Source organism: Martinezella lusitana, from assembly GCF_900094565.1.
Taxonomy (GTDB): Bacteria; Pseudomonadota; Alphaproteobacteria; order Rhizobiales; family Rhizobiaceae; genus Rhizobium; species Rhizobium lusitanum.
In genome coordinates this window covers 39,359-54,969 of record NZ_FMAF01000026.1, presented here as the reverse complement: position 1 = coordinate 54,969, position 15,611 = coordinate 39,359, and the positions used below count along the sequence as shown (strand labels likewise).

The following is a 15,611-nucleotide window of genomic DNA, read 5'->3' as shown; positions in this document are numbered from 1 at the left end:
CCCATCCAGGTGCGATCCTCTCGCAGCCCCTCACCCGCACCATCCATGTCTTGCGCCGTCCCAGCGCCGGGCAAGACCTTCATCGATGAGGCGGTCGCCGAGCGAGCGCCCTTCCCGTGTAACGGTCCGGAGTTTTCGGCCATACTTGTCCTCGTCCCGCAAGCCTACTGACAACGAGAACTTGCCGGCGTTCAGAAGCGCCAGCAGGCGCGCTTTCGCTGCCTCGCCCTTGATCCGTTCCGCCTCGCAGCGCGGTGGGCTGAGCTCCGGCGTGTCGATGTCAGCGATGCGGATTTTTTCTCCCCCAAACCAGAAAGTGTCGCCATCGACGACGCAGTTCATTCGCACGCTCTCGCCGCACAACGAAAACGTGGCCTGCGACGTATCCGTTGTCGGCGCCTTGGCCAAAGCTAAGATGCCAGAAAGATCGCCGGCGCCGGCAAACGCAAACCATCCGCCTGCTCCAATGATGATGGCTGAGATGACCGCCATCAGCGACTTGCGCGGGCCGTTCTGTCCAGTTCGGAATTTTCGCTGCGGCCGATATCGATCGCTCCCGCGGCCGGATTTGCGCCGCGGTCTCAACGGCACCACATTCGATTTCGCCACGTGCCTGTCCTCTGCTGTTCGCATCAATCTACGTCGAGCCCGGTTTCTTCTGTCTTTACGAACAAGCCGGCCTCAGATGGAGTTTAGGAGCGGGCGCAGTCGGTCCCGCCTCCCCGGTGTGGGCCACTATGTTGAGGCTCCTGCGGCTGCGCTTTTTCCCGCTCCTTGCACGACGAGAATTCCAGAAATCCCGCCCTTCGGCGGACGCCCACGCTGATTTCTCCGATACTCTTCATTGTTCTCGATCGGCCTTGCTCGCTGCGCTGCGCGCCGGCCGATCGGGCGAATTCTCTGCGGGGTTCGCTGCTTTCGAAAACGCTCTCGCGCCCACGCACCCCTTCATATCGTCACGCCGAAACCAGATCGCGCGTCCGCATCTGAGCGGCGCGTTTCCGGCGGTGAAGACGATCTGCTCGTCGGCCCGCATGCGCAGCACCTCGTGCGGCTGGATCAGCGGCCTGGCGGCGAGTTGCTTCGACCGCGTGCGCGACGATCCTTTCGATTGGACACTGCGGCTGACCTGATCGATCTCGACGGTCGTCATGCCGCAGCGGCGTGAGATGTAGTCGGCAGTCTCGGGATCGTTGATCGCGGCGAATGAAATCCAGCTTGCGCTCTCGAACCATTTGCTCGCCGCATCGCGGCCGCCATAGGTCTCGCGCATCTGGCCGATCGACTGGTAGATCATGGTCAGCGTGATTCCATACTTACGGCCGGCGTCGCGCGCGGTCTCCAGGATGCGCATGTAGCCGAGGCGCGCCACCTCATCGAGAAGGAACAGTGCCCTTCCCTGCATCTCTCCGTTGCGGTTGTAGATCGCGTTCAGAAACGCGCCGATGATGACGCGCGCCAGGCCCGCATGCGTCTCCAGCGTCTTGAGATCGATGTTGATGAAGACATCCGTCTTTCCGTCCGCCAGATCGCTCGTCGAAAAGGAAGTTCCCGAGACCAGCGCGGCGTAGTTCGGATAGGACAGCCAGTGCGTTTCCTTGACCGCGTTGGCATATACGCCCGAGAAGGTTTCCGGCGTCATGTTGACGAAGGCTGCGACATTCTCCTTGACGAAATCCGAATTCGAATCGTCGTAGATTTCATGCAGCCGCTGGCGCAGTTGGGGCTCTGGCTCGGACAGGTTCTTGCGTACTTGCCGGAGTGTCTGGTCGTTTTCCGTCGTGTGGCCTGAGAGGCAAACGTCGGCAATGAGAGCCGTCAGCAACTGCAAGGCCGAGGCGCGGAAGAAGTCGTCACGGACCCCACGCGCGCCACCGCTGTCGCTCATGATCCACGATGCGACGGAGGCGATATCCTCCTCTTTCGTTCCCCCGAACCGGCCGATCCAGTCGAGCGCGTTGAAGCCGATTTCCGAGTGTTTCGGATCGAGCACGAAGACGTCGCGGTTGGCGTCGCCACGGTGCTTCAACACCATTGGCGCAACCTCGTTCGAAGGATCGAGGACAACGAGCGCGCCACCCCACTTGAGCGCCGTCGGGATCGTGACCGATGTCGTCTTGAAGCCGCCGGATCCGGCGAACACGATGCCGTGCGACGAGCCGAACGAGCCGTCGAAGCAAAGCAGCGGCGACTTGCCGCCCGCTCCCCAGCTCGCGGCGCTGTCGGCGCGAAACGATGGTGCCGCGATGCTATCCCGGTCGACCCGGTAGCGCTCGCCGATGACGATGCCGCCGCTCTCGGCAAACAGCTTTTCGGCTTGCGATAGTTTCATCCAGTCGGCCTCGCCGTGCAGCGCCCGTTTCCCAACGATGCGCTTCGGTTCGGCCCTCGCGAATGTCGCGTTGCCGGCAATCGCCACACGCATGCCGAACAGCGCCGACATCAGCACGGCAGCAGCCCCGATCGCCGTCGCGGGATCGAGATAGTTGAAGACGGTTTTGCCGGCCGGGACTTGTTCGAGATACGCGGAGAGCCTCGATGCCTCGCGCAGGACCGCTAGGACGAGCGTCGCTGTCGCGCCCGTGACAACGCCCCATCCTGCCGTCCTGATCCGCGCGGAGCCTGCGCTCGCAAACAGAAAGATGATGCCGACGACGGACGCGGCGACATAGGGCAGAGCGATGCCGGCACGGCCGAGCATCTGCCGGGCGGCATCGCTCTTGCCGAAGTGGGATAGCCACAGTTCGGTCCCGGTCATGCCGATGGCCATCAGCATCATCAACGCGCATGGCGCTACGAACAGCAGGATCCTAGTCATCTCTCTCTCCGAACGCTTCAGCACCGAGTGCGGCGAGCCGTGAGCGCTCCTGTGCGTCTCCCTTCAGGCGCGCGGCGGCATCGATGAGGAGCCCGAGCAGCAGCGCGCGCTTCTCGTAGCGCAGCCCCGCCTTGATGATCAGGCCGCCGAGCTCGATCTTTTCGCGCGTGTCCTTCTTGCGGGCATCTGATGTCGTGGATCTTCGCATCCGCTCAAGCCTCGCCAGTCCTGCCCTCAGCCGTACCAGGCGGGTTCTGCGCGGCGGGCGCGCTGCCCTCGCCTGCGCCGCTTGCCCCCTTCCCTCCGGTCGAACGGACCTTGCCTCCGCGAAAGCGTTTCGCCAGATCCTCGAATGCTGCCTGCAGTTCACCCTCGTCGATCTCGATCTCACCGAGCCCGGCTTTAAGCGCGATCCGGCCGATGCGCTCGGCCTCCCGGGTCTCGGCGAGCTTCAATTGCTCCTGGAGCCTGGCGATTTCGTCGCGGATTTTCGAGGATGGTTTCTTCATGTCCGGATGTCTCCTTGGGTGCGAAAGCTTGTCTTTCGGACCCCATCTTCCGGATGTCGGTGCGGAACGCACTACTGTGAATCCTACAATCGCCAAGGGCGATGCTTTCGTGGATGATCCCGGCCGCTCGACAAGAGCGGCATCCGAAGGGCGCAATTATACGTCGCTGGCGCGACGTTCTTTTGAGAGCGCCTGGCGGAGCCGATCTCGCTGGCGAACATGTTGATTTTGCTCGGAATCGGGAGAGAATTCCGCCGTGGCCGTTCCTCATTTCTCCGTCAGCATCGTCGCCCGCGGCTCCGGCCGCAGCGCTGTGCTGTCGGCGGCCTATCGGCATTGCGCCAAGATGGAGTACGAGCGGGAGGCCCGCACGATCGACTACACCCGCAAGCAGGGCTTGCTGCACGAGGAGTTCGTCATCCCTGCCGATGCGCCGTCATGGCTGCGGACGATGATTGCCGACCGATCCGTCTCCGGCGCGTCGGAAGCGTTCTGGAACAGTGTCGAAATCTTCGAGAAACGCGTCGATGCCCAGCTTGCAAAGGATGTGACCGTTGCGCTGCCGATGGAGCTCTCAAGCGAGCAGAACATCGAACTGGTGCGGGATTTTATCGAGCGTCACATCACGTCGAAGGGCATGATCGCCGACTGGGTCTATCACGATGCACCCGGCAATCCGCATGTGCACCTGATGACGACGCTCCGGCCGCTGACCGAAGACGGGTTCGGCGCCAAGAAGGTTGCAGTGACCGGCCCTGGCGGCAAGCCAGTGCGCAACGATGCCGGCAAGATCGTCTACGAGCTCTGGGCCGGCAGCCTCGACGATTTCAATGCCTTTCGTGACGGCTGGTTCGCCTGTCAGAACCGGCACCTGGCGCGCGCCGGCCTCGATCTCCGCGTCGACGGCCATTCCTTCGAGAAGCAGGGGATCAATCTGACGCCAACCATCCACCTCGGTGTCGGCGCCAAGGCGATCGAGCGCAAGTCGGCGGAAGCCGAGCGGGCCCCTTCGCTGGAGCGGTTGGAGCTGCAGGAGGAGCGCCGGGCCGAAAACGCCCGCCGCATTCAGCGCCGTCCCGAGCTCGTGCTCGACCTGATCACGCGGGAGAAGAGCGTCTTCGACGAACGCGACGTTGCCAAGATCCTCCACCGCTACATAGACGACGCTGGCCTCTTCCAAAGTCTGATGGCAAGGATCCTGCAGAGCCCCGAAACGCTCCGGCTCGAACGCGAGCGGATCGAGTTTTCAGGCGGCCTACGCGTGCCGACGAAATACACGACGCGGGACCTCGTCCGGCTGGAAGCAGAGATGGCCAACCGGGCGATCTGGCTGGCTCAACGCTCTTCTCACGGCGTTGCGGACGCTGTGCGCGAAGCCACCTTCGCCCGCCACCTGCGCCTGGCGGACGAGCAGAAGACGGCGATCGCACATGTTACCGGCGGCGAGCGCATCGCTGCGGTGATCGGACGTGCAGGCGCCGGCAAGACGACGATGATGAAGGCGGCGCGCGAAGCCTGGGAAGCGGCCGGTTATCGCGTCGTCGGCGGGGCGCTTGCGGGCAAGGCCGCCGAGGGCCTGGAGAAGGAAGCCGGCATTCTCTCCCGCACGCTGTCATCATGGGAACTGCGCTGGAACCAAGGCCGCAATCAGCTGGACGACAAAACCGTATTCGTTCTCGACGAAGCGGGCATGGTGTCGTCGCGGCAGATGGCGCTGTTTGTCGAAGCGGCGACCAAGGCCGGCGCCAAACTCGTGCTTGTCGGAGATCCGGAACAGCTCCAGCCGATCGAAGCCGGCGCTGCCTTCCGCGCCATTGCCGACCGCATCGGCTATGGCGAACTCGAAAACATCTACCGCCAGCGTGAACAGTGGATGCGCGAGGCGTCGCTCGATCTGGCCCGCGGCAATATCGGCAGAGCCGTCGAAGCCTATCGCGCCCAGGGCCGCGTCAGCGGAGCCGATCTCAAGGCCGATGCCGTGCAGGCGCTGATTGCCGATTGGAACCGCGACTACGATCCGCAAAGGTCGAGCCTCATTCTTGCGCACTTGCGAAGAGACGTGCGCATGCTCAACGGCATGGCTCGCGCAAAGCTCGTCGAACGCGGTCTCGTCGCCGACGGTTTCGCCTTCCGGACCGAAGACGGGCACCGAAAATTCGCGGCCGGCGACCAGATCGTGTTCCTGAAGAACGAGGGCTCGCTCGGCGTCAAGAACGGTATGCTGGCGAAGGTCGTGGACGCGACGCCCGGGCGTATTGTCGCGGAAGTCGGAGACGGCGAACACCGCCGCCAGGTCACGGTCGAACAACGCTTCTACGCCAATCTCGATCACGGCTATGCCACCACGATCCATAAGAGCCAGGGTGCCACCGTCGATAGGGTGAAGGTGCTGGCTTCCCTCTCTCTCGACCGCCATCTCACTTACGTGGCCATGACCCGTCACCGAGAGGACTTCGGTCTCTACCACGGCCGCCGATCTTTCGCCAAGGCAGGCGGCCTGATCCCGATCCTGTCGCGCAGACAAGCCAAGGAAACGACGCTCGATTATGCGAGTGGCCGCTTCTACGCCCAAGCCCTTCGCTTCGCCGACGCCCGTGGCCTTCACCTCGTTAACGTCGCACGCACTGTCGTTCGCGACCGGATCGAATGGACCGTCCGGCAAAAGTCGAAGCTCGCCGCGCTTGGCGCTCGTCTGGCGGCAATCGCCCGCAGGCTTGGTCTGTCCGCCGGCGCGGCCAAGACCAGTCAATCGCACAGCATGCAGGAGGCAAAACCCATGGTATCGGGCATCACCACGTTCCCAAAATCGCTGGAACAGGTCGTCGAGGACCTGCTTGCAGCGGACGCCGGCTTGAAGAAGCAATGGGAGGAAGTCTCAGCGCGCTTCCATCTCGTCTACGCTCAGCCGGAAGACGCGTTCAAGGCTGTCAACGTCGATGCGATGCTGAGAAACGAAGCGGCGGCGAAATCGACGATCACCAAGATCGGTTCCGAGCCGGAGACCTTTGGTGCGCTGAAAGGCAAGACCGGGATCCTTGCCGGCCGCGCCGACAAGCAGGCCCATGAGAGGGCCGTCACCAATGCGCCGGCGCTTGCCCGAAACCTGGAACGCTATCTGCGGCAGCGCACGGAGGCGGAACACAAATATGACGCCGAGGAGCGCGCCGTCCGCATGAAGATCTCTCTCGACATCCCGGCGCTGTCGCCGGCGGCAAAGCAGACGCTCGAACGCGTCCGTGACGCCATCGATCGCAACGACCTTCCCGCAGGACTCGAAAACGCGCTCGCCGACAAAATGGTGAAAGCCGAACTCGAAGGTTTTGCGAGAGCCGTATCGGAACGTTTCGGGGAACGCACCTTCCTACCGCTCGCCGCCAAAGACATGACAGGTCAGACCTTCCAGTCGGTGACCTCGAGCATGTCTGCCGGGCAGAAGGCGGAAGTGCAATCGGCCTGGAGCACGATGCGAACGGTGCAGCAACTTTCCGCGCATGAGCGCACGACCGAGGCGTTGAAGCAGGCCGAGACGCTGCGGCAAACGAAGAGCCAGGGGCTCTCGCTCAAATGACGCGTCCGGGTCGAACACGCGAGCGAGCCATGGCGCAGCGAAAACAAGCTGCCGTCACTTCATCGGTTTCTGCTGCCGCCATCGCAGTGATCGGACTGGCCGGTCTATTAGGCAGCTATCGCATCAATCTTACGCCGAGCGAGCCACTTGGCCTCTGGCAGATTGTCCCGCTCGACCGTTCGCCTGGTGTGGACGACCTGGTGTTCATCTGCCCACCGGACACAGCCGCCATGCACGAAGCGAGGGCGCGCGGCTATCTCCGCTCCGGACTTTGCCCCGGTCATCTCGCGCCGCTCATCAAGTCGGTGGTCGCGGTCGCCGGCCAGCGCGTCGAGATCGCCAACGAGGTGACGGTCGATGGGCGCCTGGTTCGTGCTTCCACTGTCGCCGAAAAAGACGGAGAAGGTCGGCCGCTGACACGGTTTTCGGGCGGCGTGGTACCGGGCGGTGAGGTCTTCCTGCATTCGGCCTTCGCCGGCTCGTTCGACTCCCGTTATTTCGGGCCTGTGCCGACATCCGGCATTCTCGGTCTGGCGCGTGAGGTGCTGACCTATGCGCCATGACTGGGTTTGGCCAACGCTGCTTATCATCGCCTCGGTCGGCGTCGGATCGGTGGCATGGAGCGGCCACGTGCTGTTGTTGCCGGTGGCGCTCGGCTTTCCCGTCCTCTGGTCGCTGTCGAGAACGAAAAAGACGGCAACCTTGGTTTCCGCAGCATATTTCCTGTCGGCGTCGCGCGGCCTGCCGCAAGGCGTGGCCACCTTCTATGCTGCGGATATCTGGCCGGGCCTGCTGCTGTGGCTGGCTGCCTCGGCCAGCTTTGTCGCGGCGCATGCGCTCCTGTGGACGAAGGAGGTTGGCCTTCGTCCGGGCCGCTACGTCCTGGCGGCCGTACTGATGGTGGTTCCCCCTTTCGGCATTACCGGCTGGGCGCATCCCATCACGGCCGCAGGCGTGTTGTTTCCGGGATGGGGATGGTGGGGACTGGCCGTCACGACAGCCGGCTTGGCGGGCCTCGTTTCCCGCCTCTGCCCAACTGTCGCCATGGGCCTTATAGGCTTCTGGCTTTGGTCCGCCGCTTCGTGGACGGACCCGAAGCTACCGGAAGCCTGGCGGGGCGTCGATCTCGAATTGGGTGCGTCGGTCGGGCGGGACACCAGCATGGCCCGCCACCGTGATCTAATTGCAACGGTGCTTGAACGAGGGACCGACGGTGTTCGAACCGTCATCCTTCCTGAAAGTACGTTGGGCTTCTGGACGCCGACGGTCGAACGGCTTTGGATCCGCGCGCTATCAGGGCATGACACGACCGTTCTCGCGGGCGCGGCAGTCGTTAACGCGGCCGGATACGACAATGTGGTGGTTGCAATCTCCGCAGATAGCAGTCGGATCCTCTACCGGGAACGGATGCCGGTTCCGGGCTCGATGTGGCAGCCCTGGCAGCCGCTCTTCGGCGGCAACGCCGGAGCGCAAGCGCACATCTTTGCAAATCCTGTCGTCGCGCTCGGCTCCGGGCGGGTGGCGGTGCTGATCTGCTACGAGCAACTGCTCGTCTGGCCGGTCTTGCAATCGATGCTCGGCAGTCCGGACGTGATCGTTGCGGTCGGCAACGGCTGGTGGACCAAAGGCACGTCCATTGTCGCCATCCAGCGCGCCAGCACCGCCGCCTGGGCAAAGCTGTTTTCCAGGCCAGTCGTTTTTTCTTTCAACACCTGATGCCGAGGAGGTCCCATGCTCGACGCCGCCCTTATCAAAGACTGCGCCGACCCTTCACTGAAACCCGCGATCGTCGAGCAGTTCGTCGCGGCGGCGGGCTCTGCCGATCCCCTTGCGGTGACCGTGCGCTCGGGAGGGCGGTTGATCCTGGTGCCCAAGGCCAGATCACCCGACGAGGCGATGGACATCGTGCGCCAATATGCCGGCAACGCTGTCGTTCGTGTCGGTCTGACGCAGTTTCCAGCCGGTGTGGGCGTCAAGGACCTGGCCGATCTCAAAACGGATTTGGTCGATGCTTGCCAGAACCTGCGCAAGGGAACGGCGATGTTCGCCAAGGTCCTGCGCATTGTTGCCAAATGGTACGGCGATCCGAAGAGCGATGACGTCTTCCGCCAGATTTTCGAGGATGCGCTCTATGCGTGGAAAGCCGGCGAGTTCGAGGGCGTCGGTGTGTTTCAAGCGCAGGATCCAGGAGCCTCCATCGAATTGCCTCGGCAAAGCGAAGCGCGGTCCGTCGATGAACCGCCAGCCACCGCGACCACTCCCGAGATGCGGACGAAGGTGAATGAGGTTATTGGCCAAGCCGGAATTCGGATCGATCTTTCGAGGATCGGAGGCAAATAAGCACTCGAGTTTCTTACGTCGGAAACGGCGCGACGGATGGAACATCCCCGGCATGCATAATCATCCTCGTCGAAAAGTTGAAGGGCAATTCCAAAGTGCCAACGCCACAGGCGAAAAAGGGTACCGCGGAACGTTCGCCGGATGGCATGACCTTTTATGGCCGCATAGCAATTCCTCCAGAGCCTGTCGGACATTCGGGGTTGAGGACGCGCTGAGCATTGCGTCCTTGTTTGCCTTGTTTTCGGTTCCCAGCCCTGTACCCGTCATCTCAGTGGCTCAATTTTTGTCTCAGGCCGACGTTTCAGCAGTTCAGACGCCTCAACACCTAAGACCGTCGCCAGGCGATCGACAACGTCGATGCTTGCATTATAGACACTGCGCTCCAAAGAACTGATATAAGTTCGATCGATGCCTGCCTCAAACGCGAGCTCTTCTTGCGACAGGCCTTTGGCTTGACGCGCGGCTTTCAGATTCCGTGCAAACACCTCTCGAATCTCCATGCTGGAGAGAGCAGCGGCTTGCAGAGTATTTCTCCACGGAGTATTCTCTACAGCCGTATTCCGGATATGGAATGTTCATACGAATCAGGGTGATTAGGCGTTCACTGATGCCCTCTTCTTGCGAGCAATGAATTGTCGAGTTTGTAGCCACCCATCTTACTGAAGGATGGGATCTATTCTGCAAAGCGTATACGCTACCGGAAGGTCTCGATCCTTGCCGGGTCGCAAACGAGGTAAGAGGAGAAGCGGATGGACAACGAGGTCTCATTCGAGACAAGCGGCAAAAGAGAGTCTCGTTATAAAGCGATGCGAGAAGCCGATTTGAAAGCGTTAGCAATTTCTGCGATCCGCGAGCACCGCCGACTTCTAGCCGCGGATGAAGCTGTCTACGAAACGTGGACTCTTGCAACCGCCAACGCCTCGACTTCCAGGGACGTGCTCAAGAGCCTGCAAGATGAGTATCTCGATCGTCAAAAGAAGTCAGAAGCGCAGCAGGAAGAACTCTCGGAAATCGTCGATGCGCTTGGTTATGTTCCCGATGTGCCCTCCGAAAACAACGAATGATGGTTAAACCAAACCGCGGTCCTTCGCGATTGCCACGAGCTGAGGGATCGTCGCGGCATTCAGCTTTTTGCGTGCGCGATCGAAATGGTGTTGCACTGTTCGTTGGGTAATTCCCATTAAAATGGCAATCTCCCAAGCCTTTTTACCCTTTGCCGCCCACGTAAGACACATCGCTTCCTTTGGTGAAAGCAGCCGGCTGGGTGCGACGATCGTCGACGCAGCTATGATCTTCAGGCGATAGTGAATTGCCAACACCGCCTGAAGCGGGTTTAGTTGCTTTTGACATTTTGAAATATCAGCTTTATGCCCCGAGGACGCGAATGTCAGCATAATGATCGAGCCGAAACTGCCTTGAACGGGAACCGTCACCCCACTGCGAATGCCATGTTCTACCGCTTCATCCCGAAAACGATTGAACTCAGAGCTCCCACGAGACGGCCAGTCATCGATCGCCCAGGAAAACATCTCCATCCGGCGTTTGGCTTCCGTAACGACCGGATCCACCCGAGAATATTGGTTGCTTAGGTAAATTTTCTGCCATTTCTCGGGATAGGAACTGAGCGCGCGGGCGCTAAGGCCTTCCGTTTGCAGATATGCAAAGAATTGAAATCCGCACGAATGAACGAACCCTTTGAGCCCGCGTTTGATCATCCGTTCATCGTATGAGGCTTCAACCATGTCAATGAGAGCGCTTAAGGCTGGATCCACAGACCTGTCTCCTTTCTGTTGTACGTGAAGGCGCCCCCGCTCCTTCGGAAGTGATACAGATCTGCGCTCACCCGCGCAAACGTCTATTCACCTCTATTTCGCAATCAAACCTTCTGACCAAGAGATGAAGTTAAACAAAGATCTCTTCTGATGCTGTATCACTGACTGCTGTACGTAGAGGGGAAGACGATATCCTGATCGACCAAGACATTGAACTCGTATCCCGGCCGGATTTGGATTGTCGGCTGAACGTTCAAGTTTTTCGAGATCGTCTGCTCGGCAACGCGACCGAAGGTGTCCGCAAAATTCCGTCTGGCGGCATCGGAGGCCGTGTCCTGGGTGGCAAGCGTCGTGCTTTCGGGCATCGACATGTCGATGCCGGTTCCGAGTATCGCGACAAGTGCTGCCGAACTCCACGTGCGCCAGAGATGCCGATCGACCTTATCCTTGAACCCGCCATAACCTGCCCCATCGGTCCCAGCCATGCCGCCGATTTGCAGCGTCGAGCCATTCGGGAAGATCAGATCGGTCCAGACGACGAGCACGCGGTCCTGGCCAAAGGAAACCTTGGAATCGTAACGGCCGAACAACTTGGCTCCCTGCGGGATCAGGAGCCGGTAGCCGGTGGCGCTATCATAGACATTCTGGCTGATCTGCCCGATGATCCGGCCCGGAAGGTCTGAGTTGAGACCTGTGATCAACGTGGCTGGAATGACCGAGCCGCGCTTCAGCTCATACGGCGACATCTGCGGCACGACCTTATTCGGCAAATAGCCAAGATCCTTGATGTCCTGATTGAAGAAATCCTCCTTCGAACTTTGGGCATTCGGGTCGACGTTCTGGGCCGTCAGCCCGGATTTCGATGCGGCGGTGTAGAGATCAGAAGCATTGTTGGCTGTCGTCGTCGCAGTCTGACGACCGGCGTCTGTGGAACTTTTAGCGGCCTTCTCGACATCAGAAATATCCACCTTCAAAGGCGAGTCCAAAGCGGTTGCCCGCGCCTGCAGGTGAGCCATCCGCTGGCGCTGAGCTTCACGGATATATTGTTCATCCTGCTCCCGCTTTAGGCGGGCTCGCCATTCCTCCTCTGATTCGAGCTGCGGGCCTCTTTCTTGCCGTTCCGTAGGCCGGCGGTCTATAACAGGTGCTCCCTTCTCCACCTTCTGCTCGACGGTGGGTGTTGGCTGGAGCACTTCGCGCTCACCTGGCTCGCCGATGATGCCGTCACTGATGCCGCGCTTGAGCTGGTCACCGAAGTTCGTCGCCGGTGTATTCAAGTTGCTGTCGATATCGTAGCTCCAGTTGAAGGGAAGTCCTCGCCACGATAGGCCGATCACGACCACGCCGAAGAATAGCGCGATGAGGACGGTTGCGGTAATAATTGGCAGCCGATTGAGGCGGCGCATTCCTTTCGGATCGTCGGCTTGCTTTGAAGGGCCGAGCTGGAGCGATTGGATCATACCTTTCCCCTCAATTACGCTGCATGATGGAGAGCGGACTTGCCGGCGTCGCACCGGCGGCCGTTGCTTTGTATGCGCGGCCAAGGGTAATGGACGGTGTTGACAGCCGCGCGAGCACCTGATCTTGAGTGCCATCGATCGCGTAAGTGAGCTCGACCGGTTTCACGTCCTTTCCAACTTTGCCGTCGGTTAGAACGGTGTAGCCAGAGCCCTTGAGGGCCGCCTCGAGTGCCGCCGCAAACTCCGATGTGTCCCTTTCCATCTTGATTGTCGTCGACCTCACGGGACTGATCTGCTCGGCGAGCCGGCTTGCCATGTCGGCGGCGATGGCACTTGCGGCGGGCCCGGAGACCGGCGCGGCGTTTGACCTGGCGTCAGACCCATCCCCAGCAGTTTGGCATGCGGTGAGAAAGCCGCTGATGATGATGACGAGAAGCTTGTGCATAGCTTAGCCTCCTCGCCGAATGGTAATCTTCTGCTGGCGCCAGCCGACGCCGGAGACGAGGATCGCCTCGTCGACGGCATAATCGACGATCATCAAGTCGTTCTTCATTCGGTAATTGACGATGCGGCTCTGGCCGCCGTGGATCACGACCAGCACCGGTGCATCCTGACCTGAGATCGACTTCGAAAACTGGATGTAGGTTTTCACGCCATCCGAATAGACCCGCGTCGGCTTCCAAGGTGCCGAGCCACTCACGGAATATGAGAAGTTCAGTTTGTCGGGTGCCGCCCCGGGAATGCCGCCGGTCTCGAGCCGGGAATTGATGTCGGCGAGCTTGGTCGAGACGTCCTCCGGATATTCGAAGCCGACGCGTGCCATGTACTGGCTCGGATGTGACTTGAGCTGGATGTAATAGGTGCGTCGCGACGTCGTGACCACCATCGAGGTGACAAGACCTACTTCCGACGGCTTGACGATCAGATGGATCGCTTGGCCGCCGATTGCACCGGAGGTGGCAGGCTCCACCTTCCAGCGAACAGTATCTCCAACGAGAACATCGCGGACGATCTCGCCGCTCTGGAGTTCGATATCGCAGACCTGCAAGGGCGAGCAGACAACGGACGGCTGGGTTTCGCCGAAGAGAAAGGTGACCTTGCCATCGGAGCCTGCCGTCACCAGTCCGGGCGCGACGCGCCATTTCCTGGAAATGGTCGTGCCATTCACCTCATTTGCCGTCATGGTCTGCGCCTCAGCGCCGCCCACAAAGACGAGTCCCGCCAAGCAGCCGGTGGCTGCAATTAGTGCTGTTCTGTGCATGTCAAATCCCCTGCCCTCAAAGCTGTGCCGTCCAGTCAAAATCCCTAACGTAGAGGCCGATCGGATTGAGGCGGATGGTCGCCTCGTCCTGCGGCGCGGTAAGCGCAACCGTCGCGATTCCGCGGAACCGGCGCGTCCCGGTTTCCTTGCCCTTCCGGTCCCGTTCGTATTCGGTCCAGTCGATCTGATAAGTCTGATTGGAGAGCGCCACTATGTTGTTGACCTCGATGGCGATCGTCGACGACTTCGCCTTTTCGAACGGCGAATTGCTGCGGAACCAGTCATTGATCTTCTGGGTCGAGGGATCGGAAGCTCGCAGAAGCGCATAGGTTCGATCGATATATTGCTTTTGCACTACGGCATCCGGTGTGACGCTGCGGAAGCTCGTTACGAAGTTGCCAAGCGTGGCGCGCACCACCCGCACATCCGCGTATTCGATCTGCTCGGGGAACCCTGAGGTGACCGAGGTGCCGAGCTTGTCGACCTGGACGATATAAGGCACCAGCTTCACCTGCGTGCTTAGGTATATCGCGTACCCGAAGCCGATCACGGCCATGGTCAGACCCAGTATGCCGACGATGCGCCATGCGGCCGCGGCCTGCACATAGGAGCCGTATCGCTCATTCCATTCCTGGCGCGCGGCAAGATACGGGTTTTCGGGAGCGCGTTTCGCTGCCATCGATCGATCACTTTCTGATTGCTATTAGTCTTTAAGTTCGGGAAGTGGCTTTGGTCCGCTGTGCCCACTGCGCGCCTGATCCAGCTTGGCGTTAGCAAGGCCTAGGATAGACCCGGCGTAGGCACCGGGAGAGCCGATGGCCTTCTCCTTGGTAGCCGAGCCCGCCGCTTTTCCTGCCGAGCCGATCCCTGCGCCGAAACCCCGCAGCATTGCGCCTGCGACGGATGACCCCGCGGCGCGCGCGGTTTGAGCCGCCGCAAATCCCGCCCCGGCAGCGCCCGCCGCGAGGAACCCTGCTCCTGTCGCAAACGATGCGGCCTGACCACCGTGCCTTATTGCCTCCATTCCGCCCGAGACGGACGCGCCCTGAACAACACCCTGCATGATGTTCGGGACGTAGATGGCGATAATGAAGACCACGACAGCGATACCAGCGATCGCAAGCGCAGTCTGGAACTGGTCGCCAATGTCGGGCTGGTCTGCCAACCCGATCAGCACCTCTGATCCGATACGCGAGATCATGACGAGCGCCATGAGTTTCATTCCGACCGAGAAGGCGTAGACCAAATATCGGACCGCGAAATCCTTTGTATAGGACGAGCCGCCAAGCCCCAGCATGATCATACCGGCAAGAAGGCCGATATACATCTCAACCATGACCGACACGAAAATCGCGGCGACAAGCGAGAATGAGATGACGACGACGACCATTGCAAAAGCAGCCGAGATCGCCAACGCGTTGTCCTCAAAAAGACCGAACTGTATCTTTTCCGACATCTTCGTTGCGACGGCGAGTCCAGCATTGAAGACGTCTGCTGGGGAGGCCGTGCCGCCTCCAGCCCCAATCTCAAACAAACTATCCACCACTGCCTTCGCAAAGGCCGGCCCCTGTCCCAAAACGAAGGCAAAAAAGCCGACGAATATGATCCGCCGGACAAGCTCGGCAAACCAGCTGTCTAGCGAAGCTGCCTGCAATGCGAGCCAGACGGCGGCGATGCCAATCTCGATTGTCGCGAGGATCCAGAACAAGGATTTCGCCGCATCCATGACAGTAGTTTCCCACCCCTTTGCGGCCGTGGTGATCTGGCTCTGTAATGAGGTCAGCACTGAACCTTCTTGGGCGACTGCCGGCTGTGCTGCCAGCATGCAGAAGGTGGCAATCACCATCGCGGTGCGGAGCCGCCGAAGACATATTGTTGTCATG

General features: G+C 60.7%; 16 protein-coding genes. 5 read left to right on the top strand and 11 right to left on the bottom strand.

Annotation, left to right across the window (positions count from 1 at the left end; all coding sequences use genetic code 11):
- Positions 1–30: 30 nt before the first annotated feature.
- The 4 genes from GA0061101_RS30620 to traC form a co-directional block, all read right to left on the bottom strand.
- The gene (locus tag GA0061101_RS30620; protein ID WP_004119813.1) at positions 31–609 is read right to left on the bottom strand and encodes a thermonuclease family protein; all 579 of its coding nucleotides are present in this window, start codon (positions 607–609) and stop codon (positions 31–33) included.
- Between the two features lie 232 nt (positions 610–841).
- Entirely contained in the window at positions 842–2,818 is a 1,977-nt protein-coding gene (traG, locus tag GA0061101_RS30615) for a Ti-type conjugative transfer system protein TraG (RefSeq protein ID WP_004119814.1), read from the bottom strand.
- The gene (gene traD / locus GA0061101_RS30610; protein WP_004119826.1) at positions 2,811–3,026 is read right to left on the bottom strand and encodes a type IV conjugative transfer system coupling protein TraD; all 216 of its coding nucleotides are present in this window, start codon (positions 3,024–3,026) and stop codon (positions 2,811–2,813) included. Before traD ends, traG begins: the two co-directional genes overlap by 8 nt.
- A 4-nt stretch (positions 3,027–3,030) precedes the next feature.
- Positions 3,031–3,327: a conjugal transfer protein TraC gene (gene traC / locus GA0061101_RS30605; RefSeq protein ID WP_004119828.1), complete on the bottom strand. Its 297-nt coding sequence runs from the start codon at positions 3,325–3,327 to the stop codon at positions 3,031–3,033.
- A 256-nt stretch (positions 3,328–3,583) separates the two neighbouring features.
- Here traC and traA point away from each other — a divergent pair, with 256 nt between their 5' ends.
- Genes traA through GA0061101_RS30585 form a run of 4 tightly spaced genes read left to right on the top strand, consistent with a single transcriptional unit; the run spans position 3,584 to position 9,235 of the window.
- Positions 3,584–6,895, top strand: coding sequence for a Ti-type conjugative transfer relaxase TraA (traA, locus tag GA0061101_RS30600; protein WP_004119830.1), 3,312 nt, complete (start codon positions 3,584–3,586; stop codon positions 6,893–6,895).
- The gene (gene traF, locus GA0061101_RS30595) at positions 6,892–7,458 is read left to right on the top strand and encodes a conjugative transfer signal peptidase TraF (RefSeq protein WP_004119831.1); all 567 of its coding nucleotides are present in this window, start codon (positions 6,892–6,894) and stop codon (positions 7,456–7,458) included. Before traA ends, traF begins: the two co-directional genes overlap by 4 nt.
- Positions 7,448–8,611, top strand: coding sequence for a conjugal transfer protein TraB (locus GA0061101_RS30590; RefSeq protein ID WP_004119833.1), 1,164 nt, complete (start codon positions 7,448–7,450; stop codon positions 8,609–8,611). Before traF ends, GA0061101_RS30590 begins: the two co-directional genes overlap by 11 nt.
- A 15-nt stretch (positions 8,612–8,626) precedes the next feature.
- Positions 8,627–9,235 (top strand): TraH family protein, encoded by a 609-nt coding sequence (locus GA0061101_RS30585; protein ID WP_004119835.1) that lies wholly within the window; start codon positions 8,627–8,629, stop codon positions 9,233–9,235.
- 263 nt (positions 9,236–9,498) lie between these two features.
- Here the strand turns inward: GA0061101_RS30585 and GA0061101_RS30580 are convergent, their stop codons facing one another.
- A complete protein-coding gene (locus GA0061101_RS30580) occupies positions 9,499–9,735 on the bottom strand; it encodes a helix-turn-helix domain-containing protein (protein WP_004119837.1) in 237 nt (78 codons plus the stop codon).
- Positions 9,736–9,984: 249 nt separating this feature from the next.
- Between GA0061101_RS30580 and GA0061101_RS30575 the strand changes: the two genes are divergently transcribed.
- A complete protein-coding gene (locus GA0061101_RS30575; protein WP_004119838.1) occupies positions 9,985–10,299 on the top strand; it encodes a transcriptional repressor TraM in 315 nt (104 codons plus the stop codon).
- Between the two features lie 3 nt (positions 10,300–10,302).
- Here GA0061101_RS30575 and GA0061101_RS30570 read toward each other — a convergent pair whose 3' ends face one another.
- The 6 genes from GA0061101_RS30570 to trbL form a co-directional block, all read right to left on the bottom strand.
- Entirely contained in the window at positions 10,303–11,007 is a 705-nt protein-coding gene (locus GA0061101_RS30570; RefSeq protein WP_004119842.1) for an autoinducer binding domain-containing protein, read from the bottom strand.
- Positions 11,008–11,165: 158 nt separating this feature from the next.
- Positions 11,166–12,467, bottom strand: coding sequence for an IncP-type conjugal transfer protein TrbI (gene trbI, locus GA0061101_RS30565; RefSeq protein WP_004119844.1), 1,302 nt, complete (start codon positions 12,465–12,467; stop codon positions 11,166–11,168).
- A gap of 10 nt (positions 12,468–12,477) precedes the next feature.
- Positions 12,478–12,912 (bottom strand): conjugal transfer protein TrbH, encoded by a 435-nt coding sequence (gene trbH / locus GA0061101_RS30560; RefSeq protein WP_004119847.1) that lies wholly within the window; start codon positions 12,910–12,912, stop codon positions 12,478–12,480.
- Positions 12,913–12,915: 3 nt separating this feature from the next.
- Complete coding sequence (gene trbG, locus GA0061101_RS30555; protein ID WP_004119849.1) at positions 12,916–13,728, bottom strand: P-type conjugative transfer protein TrbG; 813 nt, start codon at positions 13,726–13,728, stop codon at positions 12,916–12,918.
- A gap of 16 nt (positions 13,729–13,744) precedes the next feature.
- Positions 13,745–14,407, bottom strand: a complete 663-nt coding sequence (locus GA0061101_RS30550; protein ID WP_004119850.1) for a conjugal transfer protein TrbF — start codon at positions 14,405–14,407, stop codon at positions 13,745–13,747.
- 24 nt (positions 14,408–14,431) lie between these two features.
- Complete coding sequence (gene trbL / locus GA0061101_RS30545) at positions 14,432–15,610, bottom strand: P-type conjugative transfer protein TrbL (RefSeq protein WP_004119851.1); 1,179 nt, start codon at positions 15,608–15,610, stop codon at positions 14,432–14,434.
- Position 15,611: the final 1 nt, after the last annotated feature.